General features: G+C 32.9%; 17 protein-coding genes. 6 read left to right on the forward strand and 11 right to left on the reverse strand.

Annotation, left to right across the window (positions count from 1 at the left end; translation table 11 throughout):
* Positions 1–711 precede the first annotated feature (711 nt).
* Positions 712–1,536, forward strand: coding sequence for a hypothetical protein (locus tag M2326_RS15940; RefSeq protein ID WP_264620538.1), 825 nt, complete (start codon positions 712–714; stop codon positions 1,534–1,536).
* Positions 1,537–2,268: 732 nt separating this feature from the next.
* Here M2326_RS15940 and M2326_RS15945 read toward each other — a convergent pair.
* Entirely contained in the window at positions 2,269–3,921 is a 1,653-nt protein-coding gene (locus tag M2326_RS15945) for a sulfatase-like hydrolase/transferase (protein ID WP_264620539.1), read from the reverse strand.
* A 17-nt stretch (positions 3,922–3,938) separates the two neighbouring features.
* Positions 3,939–6,425, reverse strand: a complete 2,487-nt coding sequence (gene galB, locus M2326_RS15950) for a beta-galactosidase GalB (RefSeq protein WP_264620540.1) — start codon at positions 6,423–6,425, stop codon at positions 3,939–3,941.
* Between the two features lie 813 nt (positions 6,426–7,238).
* Here galB and M2326_RS15955 point away from each other — a divergent pair.
* Entirely contained in the window at positions 7,239–9,413 is a 2,175-nt protein-coding gene (locus M2326_RS15955) for a T9SS type A sorting domain-containing protein (RefSeq protein WP_264620541.1), read from the forward strand.
* A 416-nt stretch (positions 9,414–9,829) separates the two neighbouring features.
* On the opposite strand, the gene M2326_RS15960 is transcribed toward M2326_RS15955, so the two are convergent.
* The 7 genes from M2326_RS15960 to M2326_RS15990 all read right to left on the reverse strand — a co-directional run bounded on the left by M2326_RS15960 (position 9,830) and on the right by M2326_RS15990 (position 17,366).
* A complete protein-coding gene (locus M2326_RS15960) occupies positions 9,830–10,171 on the reverse strand; it encodes an L-rhamnose mutarotase (RefSeq protein WP_264620542.1) in 342 nt (113 codons plus the stop codon).
* A gap of 1 nt (position 10,172) precedes the next feature.
* Entirely contained in the window at positions 10,173–11,498 is a 1,326-nt protein-coding gene (gene fucP, locus M2326_RS15965; protein WP_264620543.1) for an L-fucose:H+ symporter permease, read from the reverse strand.
* 98 nt (positions 11,499–11,596) lie between these two features.
* Positions 11,597–12,388: an SDR family oxidoreductase gene (locus M2326_RS15970; RefSeq protein ID WP_264620544.1), complete on the reverse strand. Its 792-nt coding sequence runs from the start codon at positions 12,386–12,388 to the stop codon at positions 11,597–11,599.
* Positions 12,389–12,390: 2 nt separating this feature from the next.
* Positions 12,391–13,218: an amidohydrolase family protein gene (locus tag M2326_RS15975; RefSeq protein ID WP_264620545.1), complete on the reverse strand. Its 828-nt coding sequence runs from the start codon at positions 13,216–13,218 to the stop codon at positions 12,391–12,393.
* Positions 13,215–14,672 (reverse strand): tagaturonate reductase, encoded by a 1,458-nt coding sequence (locus tag M2326_RS15980; RefSeq protein ID WP_264620546.1) that lies wholly within the window; start codon positions 14,670–14,672, stop codon positions 13,215–13,217. Before M2326_RS15980 ends, M2326_RS15975 begins: the two co-directional genes overlap by 4 nt.
* 17 nt (positions 14,673–14,689) lie before the next feature.
* Entirely contained in the window at positions 14,690–16,342 is a 1,653-nt protein-coding gene (locus M2326_RS15985) for a UxaA family hydrolase (RefSeq protein WP_264620547.1), read from the reverse strand.
* Between the two features lie 10 nt (positions 16,343–16,352).
* Entirely contained in the window at positions 16,353–17,366 is a 1,014-nt protein-coding gene (locus M2326_RS15990) for a zinc-binding alcohol dehydrogenase family protein (protein ID WP_264620548.1), read from the reverse strand.
* A 217-nt stretch (positions 17,367–17,583) separates the two neighbouring features.
* Between M2326_RS15990 and M2326_RS15995 the strand changes: the two genes are divergently transcribed.
* Together M2326_RS15995 and M2326_RS16000 are read left to right on the forward strand one after the other, a co-directional pair.
* Complete coding sequence (locus M2326_RS15995) at positions 17,584–18,615, forward strand: LacI family DNA-binding transcriptional regulator (protein WP_264620549.1); 1,032 nt, start codon at positions 17,584–17,586, stop codon at positions 18,613–18,615.
* 18 nt (positions 18,616–18,633) lie between these two features.
* Positions 18,634–22,914, forward strand: a complete 4,281-nt coding sequence (locus tag M2326_RS16000; protein WP_264620550.1) for a hybrid sensor histidine kinase/response regulator transcription factor — start codon at positions 18,634–18,636, stop codon at positions 22,912–22,914.
* 153 nt (positions 22,915–23,067) lie between these two features.
* On the opposite strand, the gene M2326_RS16005 is transcribed toward M2326_RS16000, so the two are convergent.
* Positions 23,068–23,256: a hypothetical protein gene (locus M2326_RS16005; RefSeq protein WP_264620551.1), complete on the reverse strand. Its 189-nt coding sequence runs from the start codon at positions 23,254–23,256 to the stop codon at positions 23,068–23,070.
* A 175-nt stretch (positions 23,257–23,431) separates the two neighbouring features.
* Here M2326_RS16005 and M2326_RS16010 point away from each other — a divergent pair, with 175 nt between their 5' ends.
* Both M2326_RS16010 and M2326_RS16015 read left to right on the forward strand, forming a co-directional pair.
* Positions 23,432–24,301: a family 16 glycosylhydrolase gene (locus tag M2326_RS16010; RefSeq protein WP_264620552.1), complete on the forward strand. Its 870-nt coding sequence runs from the start codon at positions 23,432–23,434 to the stop codon at positions 24,299–24,301.
* A gap of 43 nt (positions 24,302–24,344) precedes the next feature.
* Complete coding sequence (locus M2326_RS16015) at positions 24,345–24,770, forward strand: hypothetical protein (RefSeq protein ID WP_264620553.1); 426 nt, start codon at positions 24,345–24,347, stop codon at positions 24,768–24,770.
* Positions 24,771–24,911: 141 nt separating this feature from the next.
* On the opposite strand, the gene M2326_RS16020 is transcribed toward M2326_RS16015, so the two are convergent.
* Positions 24,912–25,421, reverse strand: coding sequence for a hypothetical protein (locus M2326_RS16020; RefSeq protein WP_264620554.1), 510 nt, complete (start codon positions 25,419–25,421; stop codon positions 24,912–24,914).
* Positions 25,422–25,922: the final 501 nt, after the last annotated feature.

Consider the following 25,922-nt stretch of genomic DNA (forward strand, 5'->3'; position numbering starts at 1 on the left):
GGCACTCGACGCAGTCAAGCGCCAGAGGGGAGTAAATATTGAAGTTTTATGGTAGTGAACCGCGTTGCAAACGCTACGACTTGCTTTCAAAATTAAAGCAGGCACTCGACGCAGTCAAGCGCCAGAGGGGAGTAAATATTGAAGTTTTATGGTAGTGAACCGCGTTGCAAACGCTACGACTTGCTTTCAAAATTACAGCGGGCACTCGACGCAGTCAAGCGCCAGAGTGGAGTAAATATTGAAGTTTTAGGGTTGTGAACCGCGTTGCAAACGCTACCACCTGTTTTCAAAATTACAGCAGGCACTCGACGTAGTCAAGCGCCAGAGGGGAGTAAACATTGAAGTTTTATGGTAGGAAACCGCGTTGCAAACGCTACGACCTGTTTTCAAAATTACAGCAGGCACTCGACGCAGTCAAGTGCCAGAGGGGAGTAAACATTGAAGTTTTATGGTAGGAAACCGCGTTGCAAACGCTACGACTTGTTTTCAAACTTACAGCAGGCACTCGACGCAGTCAAGCGCCAGAAGAGCACTAGAAATAAATGTTTCCATTATAAACGATACACCACTATATACATTAATTTGTAAAAAGGTGCAATTACTTTTTTTTAGCGGATTTTCATAAATTAGTATTAAAACTAAATGTTGAAACTATAGAGACCATAATAAAATTCTATCTTTCCTTTTAATAAAGATAAAGAACAAAAAATCATGAAAAATATATTTATCACGTTACTCTTGCTACTGACGATATCCTGCAAGAAAGAGGTAGAAAAAGAAACTCTGGACACAACCGTTGATACGACAGCTGTTCCAAAAGCAGTAGTAAAAGAGGAACCTAAAATCAAGGTCGAAAATTTCAAAAAGAGCTATCTGGGTACAATAGGAAATGGTATTGAAGTCGTTTTTACACTTTCGAATACAGATGGCGTTATTGCTGGATCATATTTTTACAAAAAAGTAGGGGTAGACATTCCACTTTTGGGTAGTATTGAAGGAGATGAAGTAATACTATATGAACTTGATAGCCAAAAAAATAAAGTAGCCACAATTGCTAGCAAATTGGTAGGAAACAAAATTATTGGTACTTGGAAAAGTATGGAGGCTCAGGAAGAATTAAAAGTAGTCCTCACTGAAACAGACAAATATGTTGCTGAACTTCCTAAAAATATTACAGGTACGTACAACAATGCAAGCGGGACAGCTTGTAGCTTCAAACTAATCATTAGTAAAAAAGAAAACAATTATTTTTATACCATTACAACGGCTGAAAGGACATTGAAGGGTAAAGTTAGTTTTAATCGCGATATTGATTATAAAGATGTTTACATCAATTTTAACGGAATCAAATGGGCCGCGTATAATGGTGCTATAAACGAGGAGGGAGAGCCAGTGAACAAAAATCTCAAAATTCCAGTAGGTGTTGACGGTTTGTTGAATGAAAATGAAATTTCGATTCAAAACTATGGTAATGCGATGAACAATTATACAAAGTTTAGAGATTGCGATGACAAATATATTCTGCTAAAAAAGTAACAGTAGTAAAAGATAGCGGTGAATATTGAATATGATACAATAGATAAAAATTAGATCTAGAAGAGTATTTATATTGCACTATTCTGGATGAATTCTTAAATTATTGTAATAAAGAATAGCACCTCAGCGTACATGCATATGTTATGTATACACATCAACAATATAGATTTGGTTGTGACTGCCTCCGAGATGAGTTGCAAAATGTTATTCGTGATGTTAAAAAAAATTACTTCAAAGAAAATAATTGCAGCAATCAAGAAATAACCTGAAAGTAGACGGGAATGGTTATTGCGAAAATTTAGTTTTGCAACAGTGCAGAGAGGTAGAGCGAAGAATTAATTATATTTTCTATAACCAAGTAATAGCAAATTTTTTTTTTTCATCCTCATGATTGTACATAGGTGAGTGGTTTTTTGTACCGCTTTTGTATCGAGCGTTGCGCCATCGCTTTGGCTTTATGACTAAGGAAATTGTAATACTTAGCATATATAGGCATTGAAAGTAGTTGTAAAAAGAATGCTTATTTTTTTTATGAAATTTTGAAAAGATTACTAATACTATTTATAAAAATAGTCCAATTGTCAGATCGAGCGCAGTCGTGAACTATACATTACATCTCGACTTTAGTTTATACAGTGCAAAAACAAAGTACTCGATCTGACAAAATTATATTGGTCTATATGGTATAAGTTTTTAGAATTAGAACCTTTCTTTCATTCAATCTAAGAGCAATTAATGTTCTGCTTCAGGATACAAATCATTAGTATAACGATCTACAGCCGCTTTTCCTTCACCTCTTGCATTTTTGATTTCGATTTTCCATTGTTTTTTCAAATTAGCTAGAATATCAGAATGTTTTTTCTCAGCGATTAAATTATGTAATTCAAACGGATCATTTTTTAAATCATATAATTCTTCATAAACAGGCTGTTCGCCATTTAAGGGTGAATCGATGTAATCACGATAAATAGCAATTTCTGGATCGTGCATTTTGTACAACATTTCACTGATATTCATTCCAAATTCTTTGGCATATTTAATTTCTTTTAGTGCCGAAAAATTATCGTTTTTGTAGTATCGAATGTATTTCCATTGTTGGTCTTGTACAGCCTCACAACGTGGATTTCCAAAGTGTGTAGACCATAGATTCTCTGTGTAAACATAGTTGCGCACCGCATCTTTACCGCCATTTATCAAATTCGAAATATCTTTTCCTTGAAAAGTATTTGGGATTTTAATTCCAGCCATCGTCAACATTGTTGGAGCAATATCAATCGTTTGTACCAATGCATCACTTTTTATTCCTCTTGCTTTTTTTGGTGCTTTTGGATCGAAAACAATAATAGGAATATGCGTTGTTTTTTCATAACAAAGTGATTTTCCTCCTAGTCCTTGTTCACCACCAAATAATCCATGATCTGATGTGAAAATGATAATGGTATTTTTATCAATTTTTAAGTCTTTTAATTTTTTTCTCAAATTACCTACCAATCGATCCATTCCAGTCATGGCTTCCATTTCACGAATGTATCTTTCTTTTATTCCAGCTGGCGTATCGACATAATTATAACCCTCCTGACGGTCTTCTGCATGGAGTAAGTCGGCAGGTAATTTTGGTGTTTTTATATCTGCTTTGGCAATATAATTTGGTGGCAACGGAATGTCTAAATCACGGTACAATGTTCTATAAATTGTATCATCAGTAGGTTTCATTTTCATGGTTCTAGTACTGGCTCCGTGAGGTAAATTGAAATTAATAGACAACATAAAAGGCTTGTCTTTTGGTCTATTTTCTAAGAAATGTAGAGCACCTTTTAATTTTCTTTCATTAGGATCCAAAAAATCATTTACACCTTCATTGATAATTTCAGGTTGTGTGAAAGCAATTGCATCATTAAAAATTTTGTGTCTCTCTTTTGGATAAAAACCCAAATGACCATGTCCCGCATACCAGTAGTCAAAACTTTTTTCCATCACACCACTGTCATAACCACCTTTGCCTATTGGAGCGTGATTTTTTCCTACCCAACCTGTATAATAGCCATTGGCACGCATAATCATTGGATATGAACCTTCCCAACCTGTGTCGGAGATACTGGTTCCTGAATTGAAATTAACACCATGCTTACGCTCATATTGACTAAGCAAAATAGAAACTCGACTAGGTGTACAAATTGCACTAGTAACGTGAGCATTGGTAAACAAAATTCCATCTTTGGCCAATTGATCAATGTTGGGAGTTTGAACGATTGTATTTCCGGTACAACCTAACAATTCATACGATTGATCGTCTGTAAGTACGAATACAATATTGGGACGGTCTTGGGCAGTAACTCCAAAAACACCTTGAAAAACAAGTGCGAGGATTATTAATTTCTTTTTCATTATAGTATGTTTTATTTTTATTTAGTTATAATTGACAGCGTAGTTGGATTTAATTGAGCTGAATTGGCTGTAATCTTGATTGTTCCTTTTTGATTAGTAGATTTTACAACCAATAAACATAGACCGCTGAAAGCTTTCGCATTATTTGCTTGAAAGGATGCCAAGGAAGTTGAATCACCATTAGCAACTCCTGCTAGAATCCCTGCACCTTCAATTTTAAAATGGACTAAATTGTCTGCATTTGGACACAAATTTCCGTTGGCATCTTCGATTCTAACAGTGATAAAGGATAAATCTTTTCCGTCAGCGGTGATCACTTTTCTGTCCGCAATTAGTTTAATTTGAGCAGGAGCGCCAGCGGTTCTAATTTCTTTTACAGCAGCTTGTTTTCCGTTTTTGTAACCTACAACTTTGATACTTCCTGGCTGGTAAGGGACATTCCATGACAAGCGGTATTTCGTTTTATACATTCCTTTTTCAAAACCATGATATTCTGATGGAATCTCGGTAAAATCTTTTCCTTTTACTTTTTTACCCATCGATTTTCCGTTCACAAACAATTCCACTTCATCACAGTTTGTATAGGAATAAACCGGAATGATGTCGCCTTCTTTTCCTTCCCAATTCCAATGTGGTAATACATGCACCATTGGCTTTGTTGTCCATTGGCTTTGGTATAAATAATAGCGATCTTTTGGAAATCCACACAAATCTACGGGTGCAAAATAGGAGGCATGTGAGGGCCAATCTTTGTTCCAATAGCCATCGGTTGAATTATCACGGCCACCATATGGAGTGGGTTCTCCTAAATAATCAAAACCTGTCCAGATGAATTCTCCCAGTGAAAAAGGATTTTTCTCTTGTGCCTCAAATTCTATATCGGGTGCGTAAGCCCATGGTGGACCAATTGTCGTATCATAACTAGAGACTTGATTGGTTTCATGTCTTTCAGTAAATTCAATTGGTAAATGATACACGCCACGACTACTAGTTTGCGAAGAGGTCTCAGAACCATATAAAATAATATTAGGATTTTTTTCTTTGATTTCTTTGTAATCATTTGGCCAATAATTCATACCCACTACATCAATTTGATAGGCTAATTTATTGGTAAATGGTTGCGGGTAAAAATTAAATCCTGCCGTTGTAGGACGTGTATTGTCTTCGTCATGACAAATATCATTTAGATGTTTGGCTAATATCCAACCGTCTTTTTTACCTTGTTCCAAAATTTCGTTTCCTATACTCCACATAATCACCGAAGGATGGTTGCGGTCTCTTTTTATCATGTCACGCAAATCTATTTCGTGCCATTTATCGAAGAATTTACTGTAACCATTAGGAATTTTCGGCATTTGCCATTCATCAAAAGCTTCAACAATTACTACGATGCCAAGTTTATCACAAATCTCCAGCATTTCAGGAGAAGGTGGGTTGTGACTGGTACGTAAAGCATTCACTCCCATACTTTGCATGATTTGCATTTGACGTTCGGTAGCTCGGTAATTTACAGCAGCTCCTAGTGGTCCTAAATCATGATGCATGCAAACACCGTTCAATTGTACTCTTTTTCCATTCAATAAAAAACCTTTGTTTGCATTAAATTGTATGGTTCTAATTCCAAAATTAGTTTGGTATTCCTCAACAACTTGTTTGTCTACTTTTATTTGACTGTAGGCAGTGTATACTGTAGGTGTATTTAAATCCCAACGAGATGGTTTTAAAATTTCTAGGTTTTGGCTGATTTTTTGAGCTGATTTTTGATCTAAATTTAAAGATTTTGATTGTGTTGCTACCACCAATCCTTTATTATTTTTGATTGTTGTAATCAATGTTGCATTCACTTTTAAATCCCCTGCGTTTTTAACAGTTGTTTGAATTGCAATAATCGCTTTAGCATCCGTAACTGTAGGAGTGGTAATATAAGTTCCCCATTGCGGAATGTGAATGTCATTTTTGACTTTCAAACGGACATTACGATAAATTCCTGCACCAGGATACCAACGTGATGATAAATCCTCTGGTGCTACTTGAACTGCAATTACATTTTCTTGACCAAATTTAATATGAGGAGTTAAATCCAATTCAAATCCAATGTAGCCAAATGGACGTTCGCCTACATAAATGCCATTGATATACACTTTACCGTTATTCATTACACCATCAAATTCTATAGCAATTTGACTTCCTTTGTTTTTATTATCTACAATAAAATGTTTTCGGTACCAAGCGACTCCATGAACGGGTAATCCACCAGTTCGAGCATTATTTTTATTGCTAAAAGGTCCTTCAATAGCCCAATCGTGTGGAAGGTTTATTTTTTTCCAATTCGAATCTTGGTAAGCAACTTTTTCAGCTCCTTCAAGAGTATCTTTTTTAAACAACCAATTTTGATTGAAGTTTTGCACCCCTTTTTTGTCTATTACACTTTGAGCTGTAGTTACAGCCGCAGAAAATAGTACTAGAATAAAAACTGCTCTCAATAACAATTTTGTCGAATTCATATCTATTTTTTTTGCTTTCAATTTTGTTTTTATTGTAAATCTAATGCATAAAGGTAGGAGGATAAAAAATAACAGAATCTAAATTGTGGAAAAGAACATTTGTTCTATTGATTAAACCATTTCGTTTATGGTAGCTACCTTATTCACATTAATTTTATTGTTGGAAATGAGGTAATGCAACAAATCATTAATTCCTTTAATTGTTTTTTTTATGTATTTATTCAGTGCCATAGGCATAAAATAGTAACCGAACTAAGAGTTATTATGCGGTAACTATTTCATTTATGTTTATAACGAAAGAATTATAAAGGAATACACTTTGTCCCATCAAAAAGATAAAATTAAGTTGTACAAAATGATTTTTCAAATGAATTCAACTCACCAAAATTTGACTTATTGTATAAAACAAATGCTAAATAATAGGCAAAAAAACAATCTGTTACAAATTCAAAATGCATTATTATTTTTCAACAACTTCGATCACAAATCTACACAAGTCAAAGGTTTGAATAACAATAATAATTATATGCAGGTATTTCATATAATAACGAAATGAACTTTTAAGCATAGATTTATCCCTTTTTATCATTACAAATTGTTTTAAGGAATTGTACATTATTGAAACTTTCCAGTTTTCTATTTTAATCGTTTTTTCTTACATATATATTTATGTTTACAACATATGGTTTTTATTATACTTAAAGTGAGTACTGTATAAAAAGATATTGTAATTCATTATAAATTTGAATGACATAAGAATAATTATTTTGTCAGAAAAAATATATTCTATAATTGAAATCTAAAAAATAAAGTATGAAGTCAACACTATTTTTTTTGATTTTTTTATCCAGTCTTTGTTTTAACCAGTTGCAGGCAAAAAACTATTATGTTTCAACAACAGGGGACGATTCAAGTAATGGGGCACAAGAGAGCCCTTTCAAAACTATTCAAAAAGCCGCAGACGTAATGGCTTCAGGAGATGTATGTTTTATTTTTGGTGGAATATATCGAGAAACCGTAACTGTAAAGGTTAACAATGTGACCTTCAAAAATTTCGATAACACAAAAGTAACTCTCTCTGGTACAGTAGAAATGAGTAACTGGACTCTCTATCAGGATGGTATATACAAAGCCAACTACTCAGGAGCAGAGACTGCATTTACATCGCTCTTCGTTGATTTTAAGGAACAACAAATGGCTCGTTGGCCCAATAATACAACTGGAAAAATGATGAGTGTTCTAGATGCAAACTCGGGATATGCAACGTGTAAAGTTTATGATGGAGTGGCTGGTCAAGCATCCAGAAAAGTAACATTTGATAATTTATCTGGTTTTCCAACTAACTTTTTTGTAGGTGGTTTTTTTAGAGGTATTACTGGAAAAACATGGTTGAATCCTTCGGGTACCATTACGGCATCACAAGGAAATGAACTTACTGTAGATGCAATTACTAAAGATTGGATAGCCAATAGTGCAACAATTACAGACAACCAAGGAAAAGGTTACGGCTTTATCTATAGTTTGAATGCACTTGACATAGAAAATGAATGGTTCCAAAAAGATAATTTGGTGTATTACAAACCACCTACAGGACAAAATCCCAATGATATGAATATAGAGGTTAAAAAGAGAATATGGGGCTTTGTAATCAATGGTAGAGATAATGTAACATTAGATGGAATTCAAGTTCATGCTGCATCAATACAACTACTTAATAGCAACAATTGTAAGGTGATAAATTGTTCTGTGCAATACATGTGGCCTTTCTTGATGAGAGCAAATTATGCGGCTTCGTACTCCGATTTAGGTGGTGTATATGTGAAAGGTAATAGTAATGAGTTCCAAAATTGCTACATAGCGCACAGCTGGGGGAATGGCTTTAGTATTGAATCAGGAAATGATAACAAGATTACAAACTGTTTTATTGAAGATATAGGTTGGATAGCACAATTTACTGCAAATATTCAAAATAGTGCTTTTAACACTACAGTTACACAAAGTACTCTAGGATCTTCGGGTAGGTTTCACATTCGTACAGATAATAAAATGAATATAACTTACAATGATTTATTCGATTGTATGAAAATGGGGCAAGATGCAGGATCAATTGAATGTACAAATGGGAGTAATGAAAGTGTACCATTGGATCTACAAGGCTCTGAAATTGCTTATAATAAAATCCATGATTGTACAACCTTAACCAACGGCTCAAAACAATTTGTAGTGGCTTTTTATCTAGAAGGCTGTTACAATTATACAGTTCATCATAATTTAGTATATAATTTTATTACCGATGTAGTACCCGATGGTACTTTTACCTATTTAGGCCCACGAACGTCAAAAATTACGGATTGTTACTATTACAATAATACGGTTTGGAACTTAGATTGGGGAATCAGGATATGGAATAAAAAAGGAGGAGGTAACCTAGAAAATGTTCGTTTTTGGAACAATATCATAGATAATAATGCCCAAGATAATACTGATGGAGACAATGGAATATTATATAATTTAATAGATTTTAAGAATAATTATAGAAGTGGCTCTGTAGCAAACCAAAATTCTATTTTTGAAAATGCAGCGTCAGGAGATTTCCGTTTAAAACAAAACTCACCAGCAATCGACGCTGGTATAAATATCCCAAATATAACTATTGATGTAAATGGTTCAAATCCTGATATAGGGGCTATTGAATATGGCTCGTCTTTCCCTAATGTTGGTTCAGACCTAAGTCCAACCTCTTTTACCACTTTGGGTATTTTAAATAATTCAATTTTAAATAACGAAAAAAAACCATCAGTATATCCAATTCCTGCTCACAATGAATTGTATATAAAGGATACGTTCAAGCAATGGGAAATTTACAATTCTATTGGTCAATCTGTCAGCAAAGGAAAGAATTTCTTAATTGATATTTCGAGTTTACAGAATAGTGTGTATTTTATATCTATTGATAATGCTGCGGCTATAAAATTCATTAAGAATTAATTTGTATTCTGAAAATCAAACATTTAAAGTGTGATTTTACTGATCGTATTTTCTTTTGGAGTAACGTTTTTCTTTTAAACTTAAGTGTCTATTGTTTATTACTCGTTTCAATTATCGCTCCTTACAAATTGAAGATTTACTATGATAGAAATGATTTTTAGGTATTCCTTTCACAGAAACAATTAGCTCTTCTGTAATCGTCTTCTAGACATGAAATTACAGGTTTTTTGAATTTCACCTTTAAAGGTATTTTCTTGAGACTTTCAGGTTGCCAAGAGTAAGGTTTAGTTCTATATAATTCATCATTAAAAAATCTATATAACGTATTATTAATAAATGAGTAAATGGATCAAAAAAAAACAGCATTTATAAAGGAATTTTACCTTATAAATGCTGTTTAAAATAAGTTTAATTTTTTAAAGCTGAAATACCTGTTCTAAGGCTATCCATTTTTCTCCGTCTTTCGCCCAAGGAAGTTCTTGTTGGTAGTTCCACATTAGATTTTCCCATTCTAGCACTTTAGGATTCTCTGCATCCATTTTTGATTTTTGAACAGGGTCAAATTTTTCATTAACTTCCATAATCATAAACATACGGTTTCCTGTTAGGTAAATCTGCATATCTACAATTCCTGCATCTTTGATGCTTTTTGTTATTTCTGGCCATGCTTTACCAGCGGCATGGTATTCTTTATATTCTGCTATTAATTGTGAATCATTTTTTAAATCACAAGAAAAGCAATGTCTTTTTGTACTCATTTTAATAATTTTTTGAAGATTTGTATGTTATATATCCGTAAAAAGTTACTACTGATAAACAAATTAAGGGTAAAATGAATGAAAAATTAACTTCTGGAATAAATCCTAATATTTTCATATCCGAAAATCCTGTTCCCCCCCAATCCAAAATACTTCCTTGCAATACAGGCATCAAAGCTCCACCAACGATAGCCATAACCAAACCTGCTGATCCAATTTTTGCTTCGTCTCCCATGTTTTTTAATGCGATACCATAAATTGTTGGGAACATAATAGACATAAAGATGGATACACTAACCAACGAAATTAACCCTGGCATACCTTGTAGTAAAATGGCAGCAGCGCAACAAATAACACTACCAATACCAAAGAACATAAGTATTTTTGAAGGATTTGTTTTTTTCATTAAAGCAGTACCAATCCATCTACCGGATAAGAATAAAATCATCGCCGCAACATTGAAATAGGTAGCAGTAAGTTCTAGCCCAAAAGTTAGATTAACATTATCAACATATTGGAAAATGAAAGTCCAACACATAATTTGTGCACCTACATAAAAAGCTTGTGCTACTACTCCAAATTTATAATTTTTATTAGCAAACAATTTTGAAAACGATTCCGATAATGACATTTTATCTTCTTGGGGAGTTTTTGGCATTTTTGTAAAAAGAATGATACCCAAAATTACCAAAACCAAAACTCCAAGTCCAATGTAAGGAACACTAATAATTCCTAAGTCATTTTCGCGTATAGTAGCTACTTCATTTGAGGATAAAGCATTATAAGCTTCTGTTGTGTAATCGTCTGAGCGTAATGAATTAATAACAAAAACTTGTGCCATAATCATCCCAGTTAATGATCCAATTGGATTAAAAGCTTGCGCTAAGTTCAAACGTTGCGTGGCTGTTTCTGGATCTCCTAAAAATAAAATTAAAGGATTGGAAGTAGTTTCTAAAAAGGCTAAACCACAGGTGATAATCCATAAAGAAAGAAGAAAATAATTGTAATCTTGATAAGCCGCTGCTGGATAAAACAAAAATGCTCCAGTAGCATATAAAAGTAATCCTAAAATAATTCCAGATTTATAACTGTATTTTCTAATGAAAAGAGCTGCTGGCAAAGCCATAAAGAAATAACCAAAATAGAAGGCAAACTGTACTAGAGATGCTTGCATATTTGATAATTCTGGCATTACTTTTTTGAATGCAGATACCATCGGATTGGTTAAATCATTTGCAATTCCCCAAAGAGCAAATAAAGATGTAATTATAATAAAGGGGAAAAGTAGTTCTCTGCGGACTACTGGAATTTTAGCAGATTGCTGCATAGATAATTAGTTTAAGGTTGGTTAAATAGGCTAAACAATAGTATGAATTGTTTTGGTTATAGTAATAAACAAATGGTTTATACAATGCAATAAATGGTTTATTGTGATAATAAAGAACGATCTAAATGAACGTAACCACCATCACAGAATATAAATTGCCCAGTCGTGTGTGAGGATAGATTAGAGATTGTAAACAAACTAGTATTAGCAATTTCAACAGGAGTCGTCATTCTATTTTCTAAAGGAATTTTTTCAACAATTGCTTTCAATTTAGCTTCACCATTTTCTAATGTTTTAATCCAATTGTCATAAGCTGGAGTCCAACTCTCGGCAATAATAATTGCATTTACACGAATGGAATATTGAATTAAATCAACCGCCCACTCGCGAGTTAATCCCAAAACACCCCCTTTTGCAGCAGCATAACCAGAAGTGCCACCTTGACCTGTAAGCGCCACTTTTGAACCAATATTCAAAATATTACCTTTGGATTCTTTTAAATAGGGGACCGCATGTTTTACAATCATAAAGTAACTTACGAGGTTCAATTTCAAAGACTCCATAAATTCCTCGTAGGAAGCGTCTAATCCGGCACCATCGTTTACTCCAACATTATTAATCACCACATCAATACGACCATATTTAGTCGCAATAGTTTTGATAGCATTTTCAATTTGTATTGGATCTGCTAAATTGGTTTGACAAAAAATGGCGTCTACACCTTGATCTTGAATTTCTTTTACATATTCAAATCCTCTTGCATTTCGATCAATAATAGCAGGAATAGCACCTTCTTCTACTAATTGACGTAACATTGTTTCTCCAATACTTCCTCTAATTCCTGCTGCACCTGTAATGACAACAATTTTGTTTTTCAAATTTAAATCCATCGTTATAAGTTATAAAAATTAATAGCATTTTCTCCCATGATTGCATGTTGCTGTGATGGGGGTAAATGAACTATAAATTGTGTTATTAATTCTTTTGTTTTGATATAATTACCTGCCACCAAACATACTGGCCAATCGGATCCAAATAATAATCGTTGAGGTCCAAAAGCATTTAAAACTAAATCCATATATGGCTGAATTTGCTCGGGTGTCCAAGAATGATAATCTGCTTCTGTAGTCATGCCAGATAATTTGCAAAACACATTTTTCTGTTGACCAATAGCCATCATCAAAGTGGCCCATCCTTCATAAAATCCATCTTTAATATAAGGTTTTGCAATGTGATCGATTACAAATTTTTGATTTGGAAACCTTTTTACTAATTCTAATGTCGCTCCTAATTGATGAGGGAAAATTAAAATATCATAAGTGAAATTATATTTTTCTAAAGCAGCGATACCTCTCAAAAAATTAGGTCTTAGCAAAAAGTTATGATCTTCTTCACCTTGAACGACGTGTCTAAAACCTTTTAGTTTTGGATATGAACTATACCTCTGAAGTACCTCTTCAATATTATTAGCTCTTAAATCTACCCAACCTACAACTCCTTTAATAAAATCATTCTCATTAGAAAGTTGCAATAGAAAATCAGTTTCTTCCAACGTTTGATCTGCTTGTATAGCAACACAACCATCGATTTGATTTTCTAAAATAACTTTTTGTAAATCTTCGGGTAAAAAATCTTTGCGAATGACTGCCATTTGGTCGTCTATCCATTCGTGTTTTTTAGGCTCATATTGCCAAAAATGTTGATGTGAATCTATTATCATGATATTGTTTTTTTGATAGATGCTTCGATTCCACTTTTCTCCAGTGCTTCCAAATTTGATGCTACTGATTCAGATAAATTTGGAATAATATTTAGGTTTTCTCCCCAAATAGACTGATTTTCTAATATTTTTTTCACCAATTCTTGGTAATCTATTGTCCCAGCATCTTTTTGATTCCAAATCATTTTGAAGAATTCAAGTGTCTCTGTAGCGTCATTAATTGGAATAATTTCATCATTGTATTCTCCTTTATAAAAACGAATTAAACAAGAAAGTGAAAAAACAATTCTCTTTGGTAATTGACCTTGACTCTCCGTGTATTCTATTAAGGCTGGATATAACCTTGCCATAAATTTGGAAGTACTATTTAACGAAATACTAATTAAGAAATGTTTCAATGTTGGATTTTTGAAACGATCTAATACTGCATTCACAAAATTCTGTAGTTCATCATCAGGGAAGTTTTGTAATGTTTTTGTAATTTCTTCGGATAAAACTTCTTTTACAAATTGCAAAATGATAGGATTATCCATCGATTGTTTAACCGTTCGTAGACCAAAAAGATACCCCACAGGAACAAGAGATGTATGTGCTCCATTGAGTATTCGTACTTTCATTTCGCGATAAGCACTAATATCATCTACAAATTGTACATTTAATTTGGTTTTTGCAAATGGCAATTCTTTCTGAACAATTTCAGGACCTTGAATTACAAAACTATGATAATCTTCACCCGCGACGAGTAAGGGGTCATTATATCCTGTTTTTTCCAATATTTCGGCAGCACGATCAGTTGGATAGCCTGATACAATACGATCTACTAAGGTATTACAGAAATAATTAGAGTTTTCTATCCATTGAATAAAATCGTTTGATAATTTAAAATGATTTGCATATTGAAGAATAGTTTTTTTCAAGGCTTCCCCATTATTTTCAATCAATTCACAAGGCATTAAAATACAGCCTTTAGAATGTTCGCCCTTAAAATGATTAAAACGATGGTGTAACCATACTGTGATTTTTGCCGGAAATTCGTGAGGAGGATTATCATTCAGTTGATCCGTTTTAGAAAAACGAATACCTGATTCGGTTGTATTTGAAATGATGAATCTCAAATCAGGATTTTCAGATAGCTTCAAATATTCTTCCCACTCTGTGTAGGGCTGAATCACGCGACTTACACATTCTACAAGGGTTACAGTCGATAGTAATACTCCTTTTCGAATACCGTCCAAGGCAACATGAAATAAACCATCTTGTTGGCTTAACTCATCATAATCACCTTTTTGTGTAGGTTTTATAATTACGACACTTCCTTTGAACTCCGTTTCTTTATTTAATACATCAAACATCCAGTCGCTAAAGGCACGAAGGAAGTTCCCACCACCAAATTGCATAATTCTTTCTGGTGCCGTATAGCTGTTGTTTGCTGTTTTTCTATTTAATGGTTGCATGTTTTTTCTATTTAAAATTATAGTGAAACACCTCTTTTCCAAGGAATAAAATCGTTTTGTCCTTTCAATTCGGCTTTCGTAATTATTTCTCCGCTGGCTGTTTTGATAATAAATTCTAATAATTTTTCACCCATACTTTCAATCGTATCTTCACCGGTAATTACCGTTCCAGCATTAATATCAATGATGTCTTTCATCTTTTCATAAAGCTTCGTATTACTCGACATTTTAATAACTGGTGCAATCGGATTTCCTGTTGGTGTTCCTAATCCAGTTGTAAAAACGATAAGATTACATCCAGAACCAGCAAGTCCTGTAGAACATTCTACATCATTTCCTGGAGTACAAAGTAAATTTAGACCGGGTTTTGTGATTCTTTCAGCATAATCTAATACTTCAACCACTGGCGAAGTACCGCCTTTCTTGGCCGCACCAGCCGATTTCATAGCATCGGTAATTAAACCGTCCTTGATATTTCCGGGAGATGGATTATTTTCAAAACCAGAGCCAACAGCAATTGCAGATGCTGAATACGCACGCATAAGAGTTGAAAATTTGGTTGCATCTTCTTTCGTTTCACATCTATTGATAAGATCTTGTTCCACTCCATTCAATTCTGGGAATTCAGACAAAACAGGTGTCCCTCCAAGTCCAACTAGTAAATCGGATGCGTAACCCAAAGCCGGATTTGCCGAGATTCCTGAAAACCCATCTGATCCTCCACATTCTAATCCTAGAATGATTTTGTTGATAGGAGCAGGCTTTCTTTCAATTTTATTGGCTTCAATTAAGCCAAGAAAAGTATGTTTTACCGCTTCTTCGATTAATTGTCTTTCGCTTGCACTTTTTTGTTGTTCTAAGTAATGAACAGGCTTAGAAAAATTAGGATCTAATTTTTTAATAGCATTTTGAAGCATTTCTATTTGGGCATTTTGACAACCTAAACTAAAAATAGTAGCCCCCGCCACGTTTGAGTTTACAATATAACCAGCTAATAAATTGCATAATACTTGAGAATCCTCACGTGTACCGCCACAACCGCCATCGTGTTTTAGGAATTTTATTCCGTCTACATTGGGAAAAAGTCTATTTTTTGTAATTTCTTCTTTGGTAGCAATAATTGGTGTATTCAAAATATCTTCGGCAGAACCTCCTTGTTTGTATTTCTGAATCAATGCATCGGTATCAACAGCGAAATCTTTTTTGGTTTGGTAGCCTAATTTATCGGCTAATGCGCCTTCGAGTACATCAATATTTCTATTTTCGCAAAATGTAAGCGGAATTACCAACCAGTAATTTCCGGTTCCTACAGAACCATCTGCTCTGTGGTAACCGTTGAAAGTACGTTCTTCAAATTTAGAGGTGTCGGGTGCTTTCCAACTAAATTTTTCTTGAGATTCATTAAAATCAGCAGATGCGTGTTTGATGTTTTCGGTAGTAATGGCAGCACCTTTCAAAATTGGTTGTATCGCTTTGGCGATTAAAACACCATACATATAAATTTGATCCCCAATTGCTAAATCAGTTGTTGTAAATTTATGTTTTTGCTTGATGTTTTCTACCAAAGTGATTTCGGCACCATTGTGATTAATTACAGTTCCTTTTGGTAAATCAACAAGGGCTGCAATAATAGTATCACTTGGATGTATTTGTACAAATGTTTTTGACATTTTATTTGAATTAAGAATTAAAAACTACAGTTGCTTTTATAACACCTGTTTCTGGATTTAACCAACTATCAAAATTTTCGATCATTTCTGTAAAAGGTACAGAGTGTGTTATAAACGAATCTGTTGGAAATTGATTAAGAACGCTTATAACGTGCTCAAAATCTTCGGTGGTAGCATTTCTACTGCACATAAGAGTCATCTCTTTTGCATGAATTTTTGGATGCGTATAAGTAAGTTCCCCTTTTGATAGCCCTACTAAAACAAAGCGCCCTCCATGAGACATATAGTCAGGACAAGCTTCTATCGCATATTTATTACCAGAAGCATCAAATACGGCGGTACATAGATCACCGTGTGTAATTTTCATAATTTCTTCTACTGCATTTTCTCCAGCTTTTACAGTATAATCAACTCCGATATCCTCTTTGGCATATGCCAAACGATTTTCGTTCATGTCAATTGCAATTACTTTTGCACCCGCAATTTGAGCCAATTTCATAATACCAATACCAATTGGTCCACAACCTACAACTGCAACAGTTTCACCTGGTTGAATAGCCGCTCTACGAATGGCATGCGCACCAATAGCAAGTGGCTCTACAATTGCCATTTCGTTATCCGAAAGATTATTAGCCAATAAAAGAATATTGGAGGGAACGGTAATTTGTTCTTGCATTCCACCGTCTGTATGTACACCCAATACTTTTATATTGGTACAACAATTGGTCTTTCCGTTACGGCAAGCAATACAAGTTCCGCAACTTATATAGGGCATAACAACCACTTTGTCTCCAGGTTTAATTCCTCTTTCATTTTCTCCAATTTCAATCACTTGTGATGCTAATTCGTGACCTAATATTCTAGGGTAGGTAAAGAATGCTTGATTACCAGCATAAGCATGTAGATCGGTTCCACAAATTCCAACTTTATTAATTTGTAATAAAGCTTCATTTTCTTTTCTAATTGGAGCTTCTTTTTCTTTTAGGATAAATTCTCCTGGCTTTTCGCAAACAATATATTTCATATTTATAGTTTATAATGTGGTTTAGTATAATATGTTCAATCGATTGAACAGTTTGGTAAAAATAAAAGATTTATAGTAAATCTTTTAAGTATATAATCATCTATAAATAGCTGTATTGCTTATAGATATAAGATAAAATATATGTAAATTTTAAATTTTGTTTTTAAATAAAAAGAAATTATATTTGTTCAATCGATTGAACAAATATATAAAAAAATTGGAAATAAAAAAAAAATCAACCATAAAAGATATAGCTATTGCTTTGGGACTGACTCCTTCAGCAGTTTCCAAGGCATTGAGCAATCATCCTAGAATAAGTGACAAAACCAAAGAAGCTGTAAAAAAAATGGCACTTACTTTAGATTATCAGCCAAACACTTTGTCTAGTGCTTTGCGCAAAGGTAAGAGTAATTTGGTTGGAGTAATTATTCCCAGGGTAAATAGTAACTTTTTTTCATCAGTGGTAGAAAATATGGAAGAAGTCCTCAATGCCCATGGTTATAATATCGTTATGACACAATCAAACGAGTTGTATGATAAAGAATGTAAAAGTATAGATTCTTTATTGGGGATTCAAGTGGATGGTATTATAGCATCAATGGCCAATGAGACAACTTGCTTGGATTATTATAATAAAATTAAATCCAAAGGAGTACAGTTGGTATTATTTGATAGAGGAGAAGATGAGTTGGATGTGGATTACATTGGTATTGATGATTATAAGAGTAGTCACTTAATTATTGATCATTTACACTTACAAAACTGCAAGAAAATTGCCCATATTGCAGGGTTTAATCATATTCGTATTTACAAGGATAGGGTACAAGGGTATCGTGATGCACTTGAAAAATGTGGCTTACCTATATACGAAGAAATGATTATTGAAAGTAATTTGCGAATCGAAGATGGTAGACGAATTATGAAAGAATTATTAAAATTGCCTGAAAGACCTGATGCCGTTTACGCCGCGGGTGATTATGCTGCACTAGGAGCTTTACAAGTTTTAAAAGAAGAAAACATAAAAGTTCCTGAAGAAATTGCTTTAATAGGCTTTAGTAATGAACCTTTTACTTCTTTATCATCTCCTACGATTACAACGATCAATCAACAAAGTGCACAAATAGGAAAATTGGCAGCTGAAGCTTTTTTGGAAAGAGTTAAAAATCCAAAAGGTAGAATTCATTTAAAAAAAATAATATTAGAACCCGAATTGATTATTAGAGAATCATCTCAAAAAAACGATTTATAAAATAAATACCCATATATAATGCCACAATTAACAGATCAACTACGTCTAAAAAGCTATTTGTCAATTGCTATAATAGTATTATTAATACTAAATACAGCGACTATTTATAGCCAAAAAAAGAATGCCTTTATTCATTTGACTACCGAAAATGGTTTGTCTCAAAGTGATGTAAATACCGTATTTCAGGACTCACATGGATTTATGTGGTTTGGTACTCATGATGGTTTGAATAAATATGATGGCTATAATTTTACAGTTTACAATCCTATTTTAAATAATGATAAAAGCATTAGTAGTAATCTTATTTGGGATATCGTTGATGATGTAAAAGGCAATTTATGGATTGGAACTACTGGTGGTGGATTAAACTGCTTTGACACAAAAACGGAAACCTTTACTCAGTTTAAAAATAAAATAGGGGACTTTAATAGTATTTCAAGTAATACGATAAGTACATTACTTCGTGATAAAAAAAATAGATTATGGATCGCTACTAAAAATGGTGTCAACATGCTTGACTTAAATAAACCAATTAGTAGCCCTATTTTTAATCATATTAGTATCAATATGTCAAAAATGGGAAGTTCTTTTGAAGGGAATATCATCTCCTGTTTTTTGGAAGATAATAAAGGAAATATTTTTATAGGAGGTCCAGCGGGACTTTTTAAACTAAATCATGATAATCAAGGGGAACTTTTTTTTCAATATATCGATCTAGGAGGACAATTAGCTAATCTAGGAATTAGAGCCATGGCTCAAGATGATTATGGAAAATTTATTTTTGCTGGTATCAATGGTTTATATATTCAAACAAATAGTGATAATTTAAATAAATTTGATAAGATTCATGATGGTTATTTTTCAAATTTATTAACTACTAAAGGATATATTTGGGCGGGTTCACCCCTTGGACTTTATCGTTTTGAAAATTCATCAGAGTTCACTTTGCCAAAAGAAATAAATTTTTATACCAACGATTTAAAAAATCCAGATTTTAGTTTAAGTAAGAATGATATAAAATCACTATTTGTAGACAAAGCAGGAATGCTTTGGGTTGGAGTAAATGGAGGAGGAGTAAATAAATTTGATCCTAATATAAAAAAGTTTAAACATATAAAAAAAGATCTAAATCCAAATAGTATCACTAATGATAAAATTAGAGCCATTTTTGAAGATAGTAATGGATACCTATGGATCGGTACTGAAGGGGGAGGATTAAATTATTCTGTTAAAGCAGACGCAGAGTACACTAATTTTAAAAAAATAAATTCGCCAACCGCAAAGGTTTTTGCTCTTGCAGAAGTACAAGAAGGGAAGACTAAAAAATTACTAATTGGTGGGGAATTTTTGTATGGACTTTATAGTTTAGACATTACTAATCCTAATTCTATTTCACCAAATTTGGCAAAACCTGTGGACGGTATTAACTTAAGTGTCTTTTCAATTTTAGTAGATTCTAATAAAAATGTATGGATTGGAACTTATGGAAAAGGGATATCTAGGTGGTTGGCTACCAAAACTCCAGGTGTCTATACAAAAGATATTCTTTATGAAAATGCTAATGACCCCAATAGTATATCTAGTAATATTATTCGTTCGATTTATGAGGATAAAAAAGGTAATATTTGGTTTGGTACTGGGGACGGACTATGTGAACTTGATAAAAGTCAAGTCAGACTTAAAAAACCACGATTTACTATTTACAAAAATATTCCCAATACTCCTTCAAGCCTAAGTCAAAACTACATCTTATCATTGTATCAAAGTCAAAAAGGAGATTTATGGGTGGGAACTTTTGGAGGAGGTCTAAATAAATTAATTCCTAGTGATGGAAATAGTCCTGTACATTTTAAGAACTATACTGAAGAAGAGGGATTACCCAGCAATGTAATAAAAGGGATTCAGGAGGATGAATTTTCAAATTTATGGATATCCACAAACAAAGGACTTAGTCGTTTTAATCCCAAAAGTGAAAGATTTAAAAATTATGATGTAAATGATGGATTACAAAGTAATGAATTTAGTGAACTCTCATTTTACAAACGCAAAAATGGAGAAATGTTATTTGGTGGTGTAAATGGATTTAATGCATTTTTTCCAAACCAAATCAAGGATAATTTGATTCCGTCTAGAACTGTATTGACTTCTCTATCTATATTTAATAAACCAATAGGTACTGGTGATATTTTTGACGGTCGTGTAATACTTCCTGAATCCATCAGTACAATTAAGGAAATTGAACTAAAATATAGCGAGAATAGTTTTTCTATTGAATTCGCAGCCTTACATTATTCTGCTCCAAGAAAAAATCAATTTGCTTATAAATTAGAAGGATTTAATGACGATTGGGTATACACTTCCTTCAAAAATAGATTGGCAACTTATACCAATTTATCTCCTGGAACTTATAATTTATTAGTGAAATCATCTAATAATGATGGAGTTTGGAATCAATCGCCAACCGAATTGACGATTATTATTACTCCTCCTTTTTGGAGAACAAATTTTGCTTATTTTATCTATTTATTAGGCATCATTGGATTACTATATCTTTACCGTAGGTTTACTATCATAAGCTCTACCCAAAAACACCAATTGGAACTAGAACATTTAGAAAAAGAAAATCATGAAGAGATACACCGTTTAAAGTTGGAGTTTTTCACAAATATTTCTCATGAATTTAGAACGCCGCTTACGCTTATCAAGGGACCGTTAGATTATTTGATTTCAAAGGGAGAAACTATAGGTCAAAAAGAAGTTAATGATCAGTATGGTCTCATGCATAAAAACACCAATTATTTACTCCGATTAGTGAATCAATTGCTTGATTTTAGAAAAATGGAGTATGGAAAAATGAATCTAAATTTAAGTAAAAGTGATATTGTCACTTTCTTAAAAGAAGTAGGGGAACCTTTCCAATTTTTAAGTCATAAAAAACAAATTTCATTTGAGATTAATGCTTCAAAAGACCATATATTGAGTTGGTTTGATCCTGATGCTGTTGAAAAAATCACCAATAATCTTTTATCGAATGCCTTTAAATTTACGCCCGAAAACGGAATAATTAAATTAGATATATTTGATGGTATTGATTTTATTAAACCCGATTTCATAGAATTTACTCTCGACCAAGCTAATTTTATCGTTATTCAATTGAAAGATTCAGGACCTGGTGTTCCTGCACACAGAATTCAACATATTTTTGAACGTTATTATACTGAAATAGACATCAATAATAAAAAAAACACCAAAGGTACTGGTATTGGTCTTTCATTTACCAAAAACTTAGTCGAGTTACATCAAGGTTTTATCCATGTAAAAAGTGATTCCGAAAACGGTACTACTTTCTACGTTTGGTTACCAAAGAATAAAGAAGTTTTCCACGAAAATGAAAGCCTCAATTTTCATGAAGTTTTTGAAGCAAACGACTTTATAAGTCAAGAAGATGCAGAATCACATGCCATCAGTGTTATGGATGATATAGCAGATCAAAACATATCAAGGTCAAGGTCTAAACTTCCTGTTTTATTAATTGTAGATGATAATGCCGACATTCGTTCCTTTATCAAAAAAGGGTTGGGCGAAAAATATTATATTTATGAAGCTGAAAATGGAAAGATAGGTCTTGAAATGGCAAAAAAGCACATGCCAAATATCGTTATCACCGATTTAATGATGCCGATTATGGATGGTATAGAACTTTGTAATCAGTTAAAAAGTACTCAAGAAACCAGTCATATTCCGGTTATCGTTCTTACTGCAAAAACGTCACAAGAAAAAGAAATAGAAGGTTTGAAAAATGGTGCTGATGCTTATATTAGAAAACCTTTTAATCTTGAATTGCTAGAACTTAAAATATCTAATATTCTTAAGCATAGAGAAGAATTAAGAAAGCGCTTTAATCGTGATATCACTTTGCAACCAAATGAGGTAACTATAACTTCATCTGATGAAAATTTCTTGAAACAGGCTATCGATATTGTAGAAAAACACATGATGGACACCGAATTTAGTGTTGAAATGTTGGTAAAAGAAATGAATATAAGTCGAAGCAATTTATATTTAAAAATTAAAGAACTTACAGGCTTATCTTCTAGTGAATTTATTAGAAATATTCGATTGAAAAGAGCAGTTCAACTTTTTGAAAAAAGTGATTATTCAGTTAAAGAAATAATGTATATGACTGGATTTAATACAGCATCTTACTTTTCGAAATGCTTCAAAAAACAATTTGGAGTCATTCCAAGTAAATATATTAGACTCTCAGATTCTGAACTGAATAAGGAAGATAATGAGTAAAAAAGAGTTAATATTCCAAATCGTTTTTTAGGACTAGACAGAAAGTTGTAACCATTTTCATGATTACAACTTTCTTATTATATTGCTTGTTCTACTTTGCGGGTTCAGACATTCAGAAGCTTCAGAGCACGATAGCCCAATCTTGTGGCAAGTTTATTTTTTTCCAATTAGAATCTTGGTACGCAATTTTTTCAGCTCCTTGTAGCATGTCTTTTTTAAACAACCAATTCTGATTGAAACTTGTATTCCCTTTTTATCCACTACGGGTTGAGCGGAACTATTTTTCGCCGCAAAAAGAGCTAGGAAAGCTACCGTGCTTATAATTAATTTTCTTGCTTTCATTCGTGTTATTTTATCTTTCAGAATTGTTTATAAGGTAAATTTAAAGGATAAAAACTGGACAAGAAAAGTTTGATGAATTTAAATAAAATCAAAAACATCTGTTCTACTGAAAAAACCATTTCGTTTATGGCAACCGTTATATTCACTGTATTTTTATAGTTAAAGACAAACTATTATGAATAAAATTAACTATGCTATTTTAGTACTTTTAGCCTCTTATTCGAGTCTAAAAGCACAAGATTCCACTCGTCCTGCGAGTTATTATACAGATACGATTTCGTTTTCTGCAGCACCAAAAAGAATGACAGACAAACTCCCATTATCCCATCAAAAAGATAAAAAGTGGGTTTTGCAAAAGGATTTGTCAGATGAATTCGCTGGATTAAAACTAGACTCAGACAAATGGTACGATACCAATCCAAAATGGTTGGGTAGAGCACCATCTATGGCAAATTCAGAGAATGTTTCATTAGAGAAAGGAAATCTTGTCCTTAGAATTAATCAAGTTAAAGAACCAAAATACAAAAATGATTATACGCACAATGTTGGTTGGGTAGTGAGTAAAAAATCTATTACCTATGGTTATTTTGAAATGCGATCTAAGCTAATGGATGCTCCTTGGGTAAGTTGTTTTTGGTTGTACAACTGGTGGTATAAAGACAATTGGAAAACTGAAATAGACATCTGTGAAAACAATCCTGGAGCGGTAAAAAATAGACATACTTTGACATCCAATTTACACGTATTTTCGGCACCTGTGGACAAAGGAAATGTAACAGAACTAAAATCTCACCCGCAAAACTATTATATTCCGTTTGAGTTGCAAAAAGACTATCATGTTTGGGGAATGGAGTGGGATAAAGATTTTATCCGTTGGTATATCGATGGTATTCTATTCAGAGAATCACCAAACGTGTATTGGCACCAAGATTTGCACATCAATTTTAATAGTGAATCGAATAAATGGCTATTAGCGTTTCCTGATGACAACCGCTTGAATGAAGATTTTAATGTAGATTATGTGAGAGTTTGGCAGAAGAAGTAACTGGTAAATTGTGTTTAATAAAACCAAAATCCCCTCAAAATGTTTGAAGACAAGCCTGCGCGATCAGGTTTTTAAATTAGAATGTTTTCGTTTCTATTCACCTACCACACGAAAGGATTCGTGTGGTAGCGGGGGTAATTTTGTTGCTGGAGAAATGAATTCTTGTCTAGCAAACTCTGATAGAAACTCCACTCAAACAAACCCTTTGAAAACGGATAACAAATTTTTTGGAACAGGTGGCGATGGAGAATTTAAAAATGCTGCGGGACAATTGGACATAAGCAGTGTAAAACCTTGGGCAACTTATAATTTTAAAGCTGGAGAAACGTATACACTTACTATTACTGGAAGGTCATCAAAATTTAGTATTGACAGAATTTTAATTGCCGACTTAAACAAATACGATTATGCGAAATACAATGCCTATGCTAAAAATGCGGTTCAAAACGAATGTGTTGTAGGTAATTAACAACTAAAAAAGCGACTGAATGATATTCAGTCGCTTTTAATTTTTTTTAAATTAGAATATTATCGTTTCTATTCACGAAACACACGAAAGGATTCGCGCGGTAGCGGGGCTAATGATTGAAGATAAGACTGTATAATCGGGTTATTTATTTTTGTAATTTTCAAGATTATAATTAGTTTTACCGACATCGCCAACAATTTGTTCTTTAAAATACGCTTTCTTTTGAGTTGTCCATTCACCACGTTTTGTACGATCAATGATTAATTTATCTAATTCATCAGTATATAGTGGCGTTTGCCATGTCACTACAAGATTTACAGGGATTTCTCCTTTTTCTAGTTTTTTTATTCTTTGTGAATAATCATAAAATTCGAAATATGAATAACTTGTGATTTTTATATTATTGTGATTTGGAATATAACTAAAACTTCCTATTTGCAAATTAAGATCGTTAAGTAATACTTCAAATTTTTTACCAATATAGTATTCCTTCCGATCTAAAATTTTAGTTTGTATGTATAATAATGTATCTCCTTTGAAGTCATTTAGTGTATGCTTTTTATCAATTTTTTTTACTTTTAAGACATTTTCTTTTTTAAAAGCACAAGAAGTTAATTGTAATATAGATAATATTATAATTAGTTTTTTCATCAATTTGTTTTAATTAATTGCAGTCTGCATTTTATAGATAGGCTAATATAACCCAAAAAACAGTCAATTTTTAGTCATTTATTATTTTTAAAAATAAAGAAAGTTGGTAACCGTTTTCATGATTACAACTTTCTTATTATATCATTTGTTCAATTTTGTGGGTAAAGGCATCCCGAAGCTTCTAGACCGTACCATCGTTTGAAGACAAGCCTGCGTGATCGGTTTTTTTTTATATCGCAACATTTTTAAGCTAGATTTTACTAATTGCTTTGTTGTGTGTTCTTTTTGCTAAAAAAAGGTTTGTAATATTCAGGATAAATATCATTAGGTAAATATATTTTATTGTCTTTTATAGAGAAAATAAATGAGATGCTAAAATAATTTTCAAACTTATAGTAAGTGTTTAATTGGTTCTTCGCCTAAATTAGTGGAAATTAAAAAAACCATGTAATTTTGGGGGATGGAATTAGATGGATTAGGAATTTTGTTAGGAGTTAAATC

Origin of the sequence: Flavobacterium psychraerolatum (assembly GCF_025960985.1) — a bacterium.
Lineage (GTDB): Bacteria > Bacteroidota > Bacteroidia > Flavobacteriales > Flavobacteriaceae > Flavobacterium.

Bases quoted from the DNA above. Each gene is read 5' to 3' on its own strand.
- M2326_RS15940 (WP_264620538.1), top strand. From the start codon at position 712: ATGAAAAATATATTTATCACGTTACTCTTGCTACTGACGATATCCTGC.
- M2326_RS15945 (WP_264620539.1), bottom strand. From the start codon at position 3,921: ATGAAAAAGAAATTAATAATCCTCGCACTTGTTTTTCAAGGTGTTTTT.
- galB (WP_264620540.1), bottom strand. From the start codon at position 6,425: ATGAATTCGACAAAATTGTTATTGAGAGCAGTTTTTATTCTAGTACTA.
- M2326_RS15955 (WP_264620541.1), top strand. From the start codon at position 7,239: ATGAAGTCAACACTATTTTTTTTGATTTTTTTATCCAGTCTTTGTTTT.
- M2326_RS15960 (WP_264620542.1), bottom strand. From the start codon at position 10,171: ATGAGTACAAAAAGACATTGCTTTTCTTGTGATTTAAAAAATGATTCA.
- fucP (WP_264620543.1), bottom strand. From the start codon at position 11,498: ATGCAGCAATCTGCTAAAATTCCAGTAGTCCGCAGAGAACTACTTTTC.
- M2326_RS15970 (WP_264620544.1), bottom strand. From the start codon at position 12,388: ATGGATTTAAATTTGAAAAACAAAATTGTTGTCATTACAGGTGCAGCA.
- M2326_RS15975 (WP_264620545.1), bottom strand. From the start codon at position 13,218: ATGATAATAGATTCACATCAACATTTTTGGCAATATGAGCCTAAAAAA.
- M2326_RS15980 (WP_264620546.1), bottom strand. From the start codon at position 14,672: ATGCAACCATTAAATAGAAAAACAGCAAACAACAGCTATACGGCACCA.
- M2326_RS15985 (WP_264620547.1), bottom strand. From the start codon at position 16,342: ATGTCAAAAACATTTGTACAAATACATCCAAGTGATACTATTATTGCA.
- M2326_RS15990 (WP_264620548.1), bottom strand. From the start codon at position 17,366: ATGAAATATATTGTTTGCGAAAAGCCAGGAGAATTTATCCTAAAAGAA.
- M2326_RS16000 (WP_264620550.1), top strand. From the start codon at position 18,634: ATGCCACAATTAACAGATCAACTACGTCTAAAAAGCTATTTGTCAATT.
- M2326_RS16005 (WP_264620551.1), bottom strand. From the start codon at position 23,256: ATGAAAGCAAGAAAATTAATTATAAGCACGGTAGCTTTCCTAGCTCTT.
- M2326_RS16010 (WP_264620552.1), top strand. From the start codon at position 23,432: ATGAATAAAATTAACTATGCTATTTTAGTACTTTTAGCCTCTTATTCG.
- M2326_RS16020 (WP_264620554.1), bottom strand. From the start codon at position 25,421: ATGAAAAAACTAATTATAATATTATCTATATTACAATTAACTTCTTGT.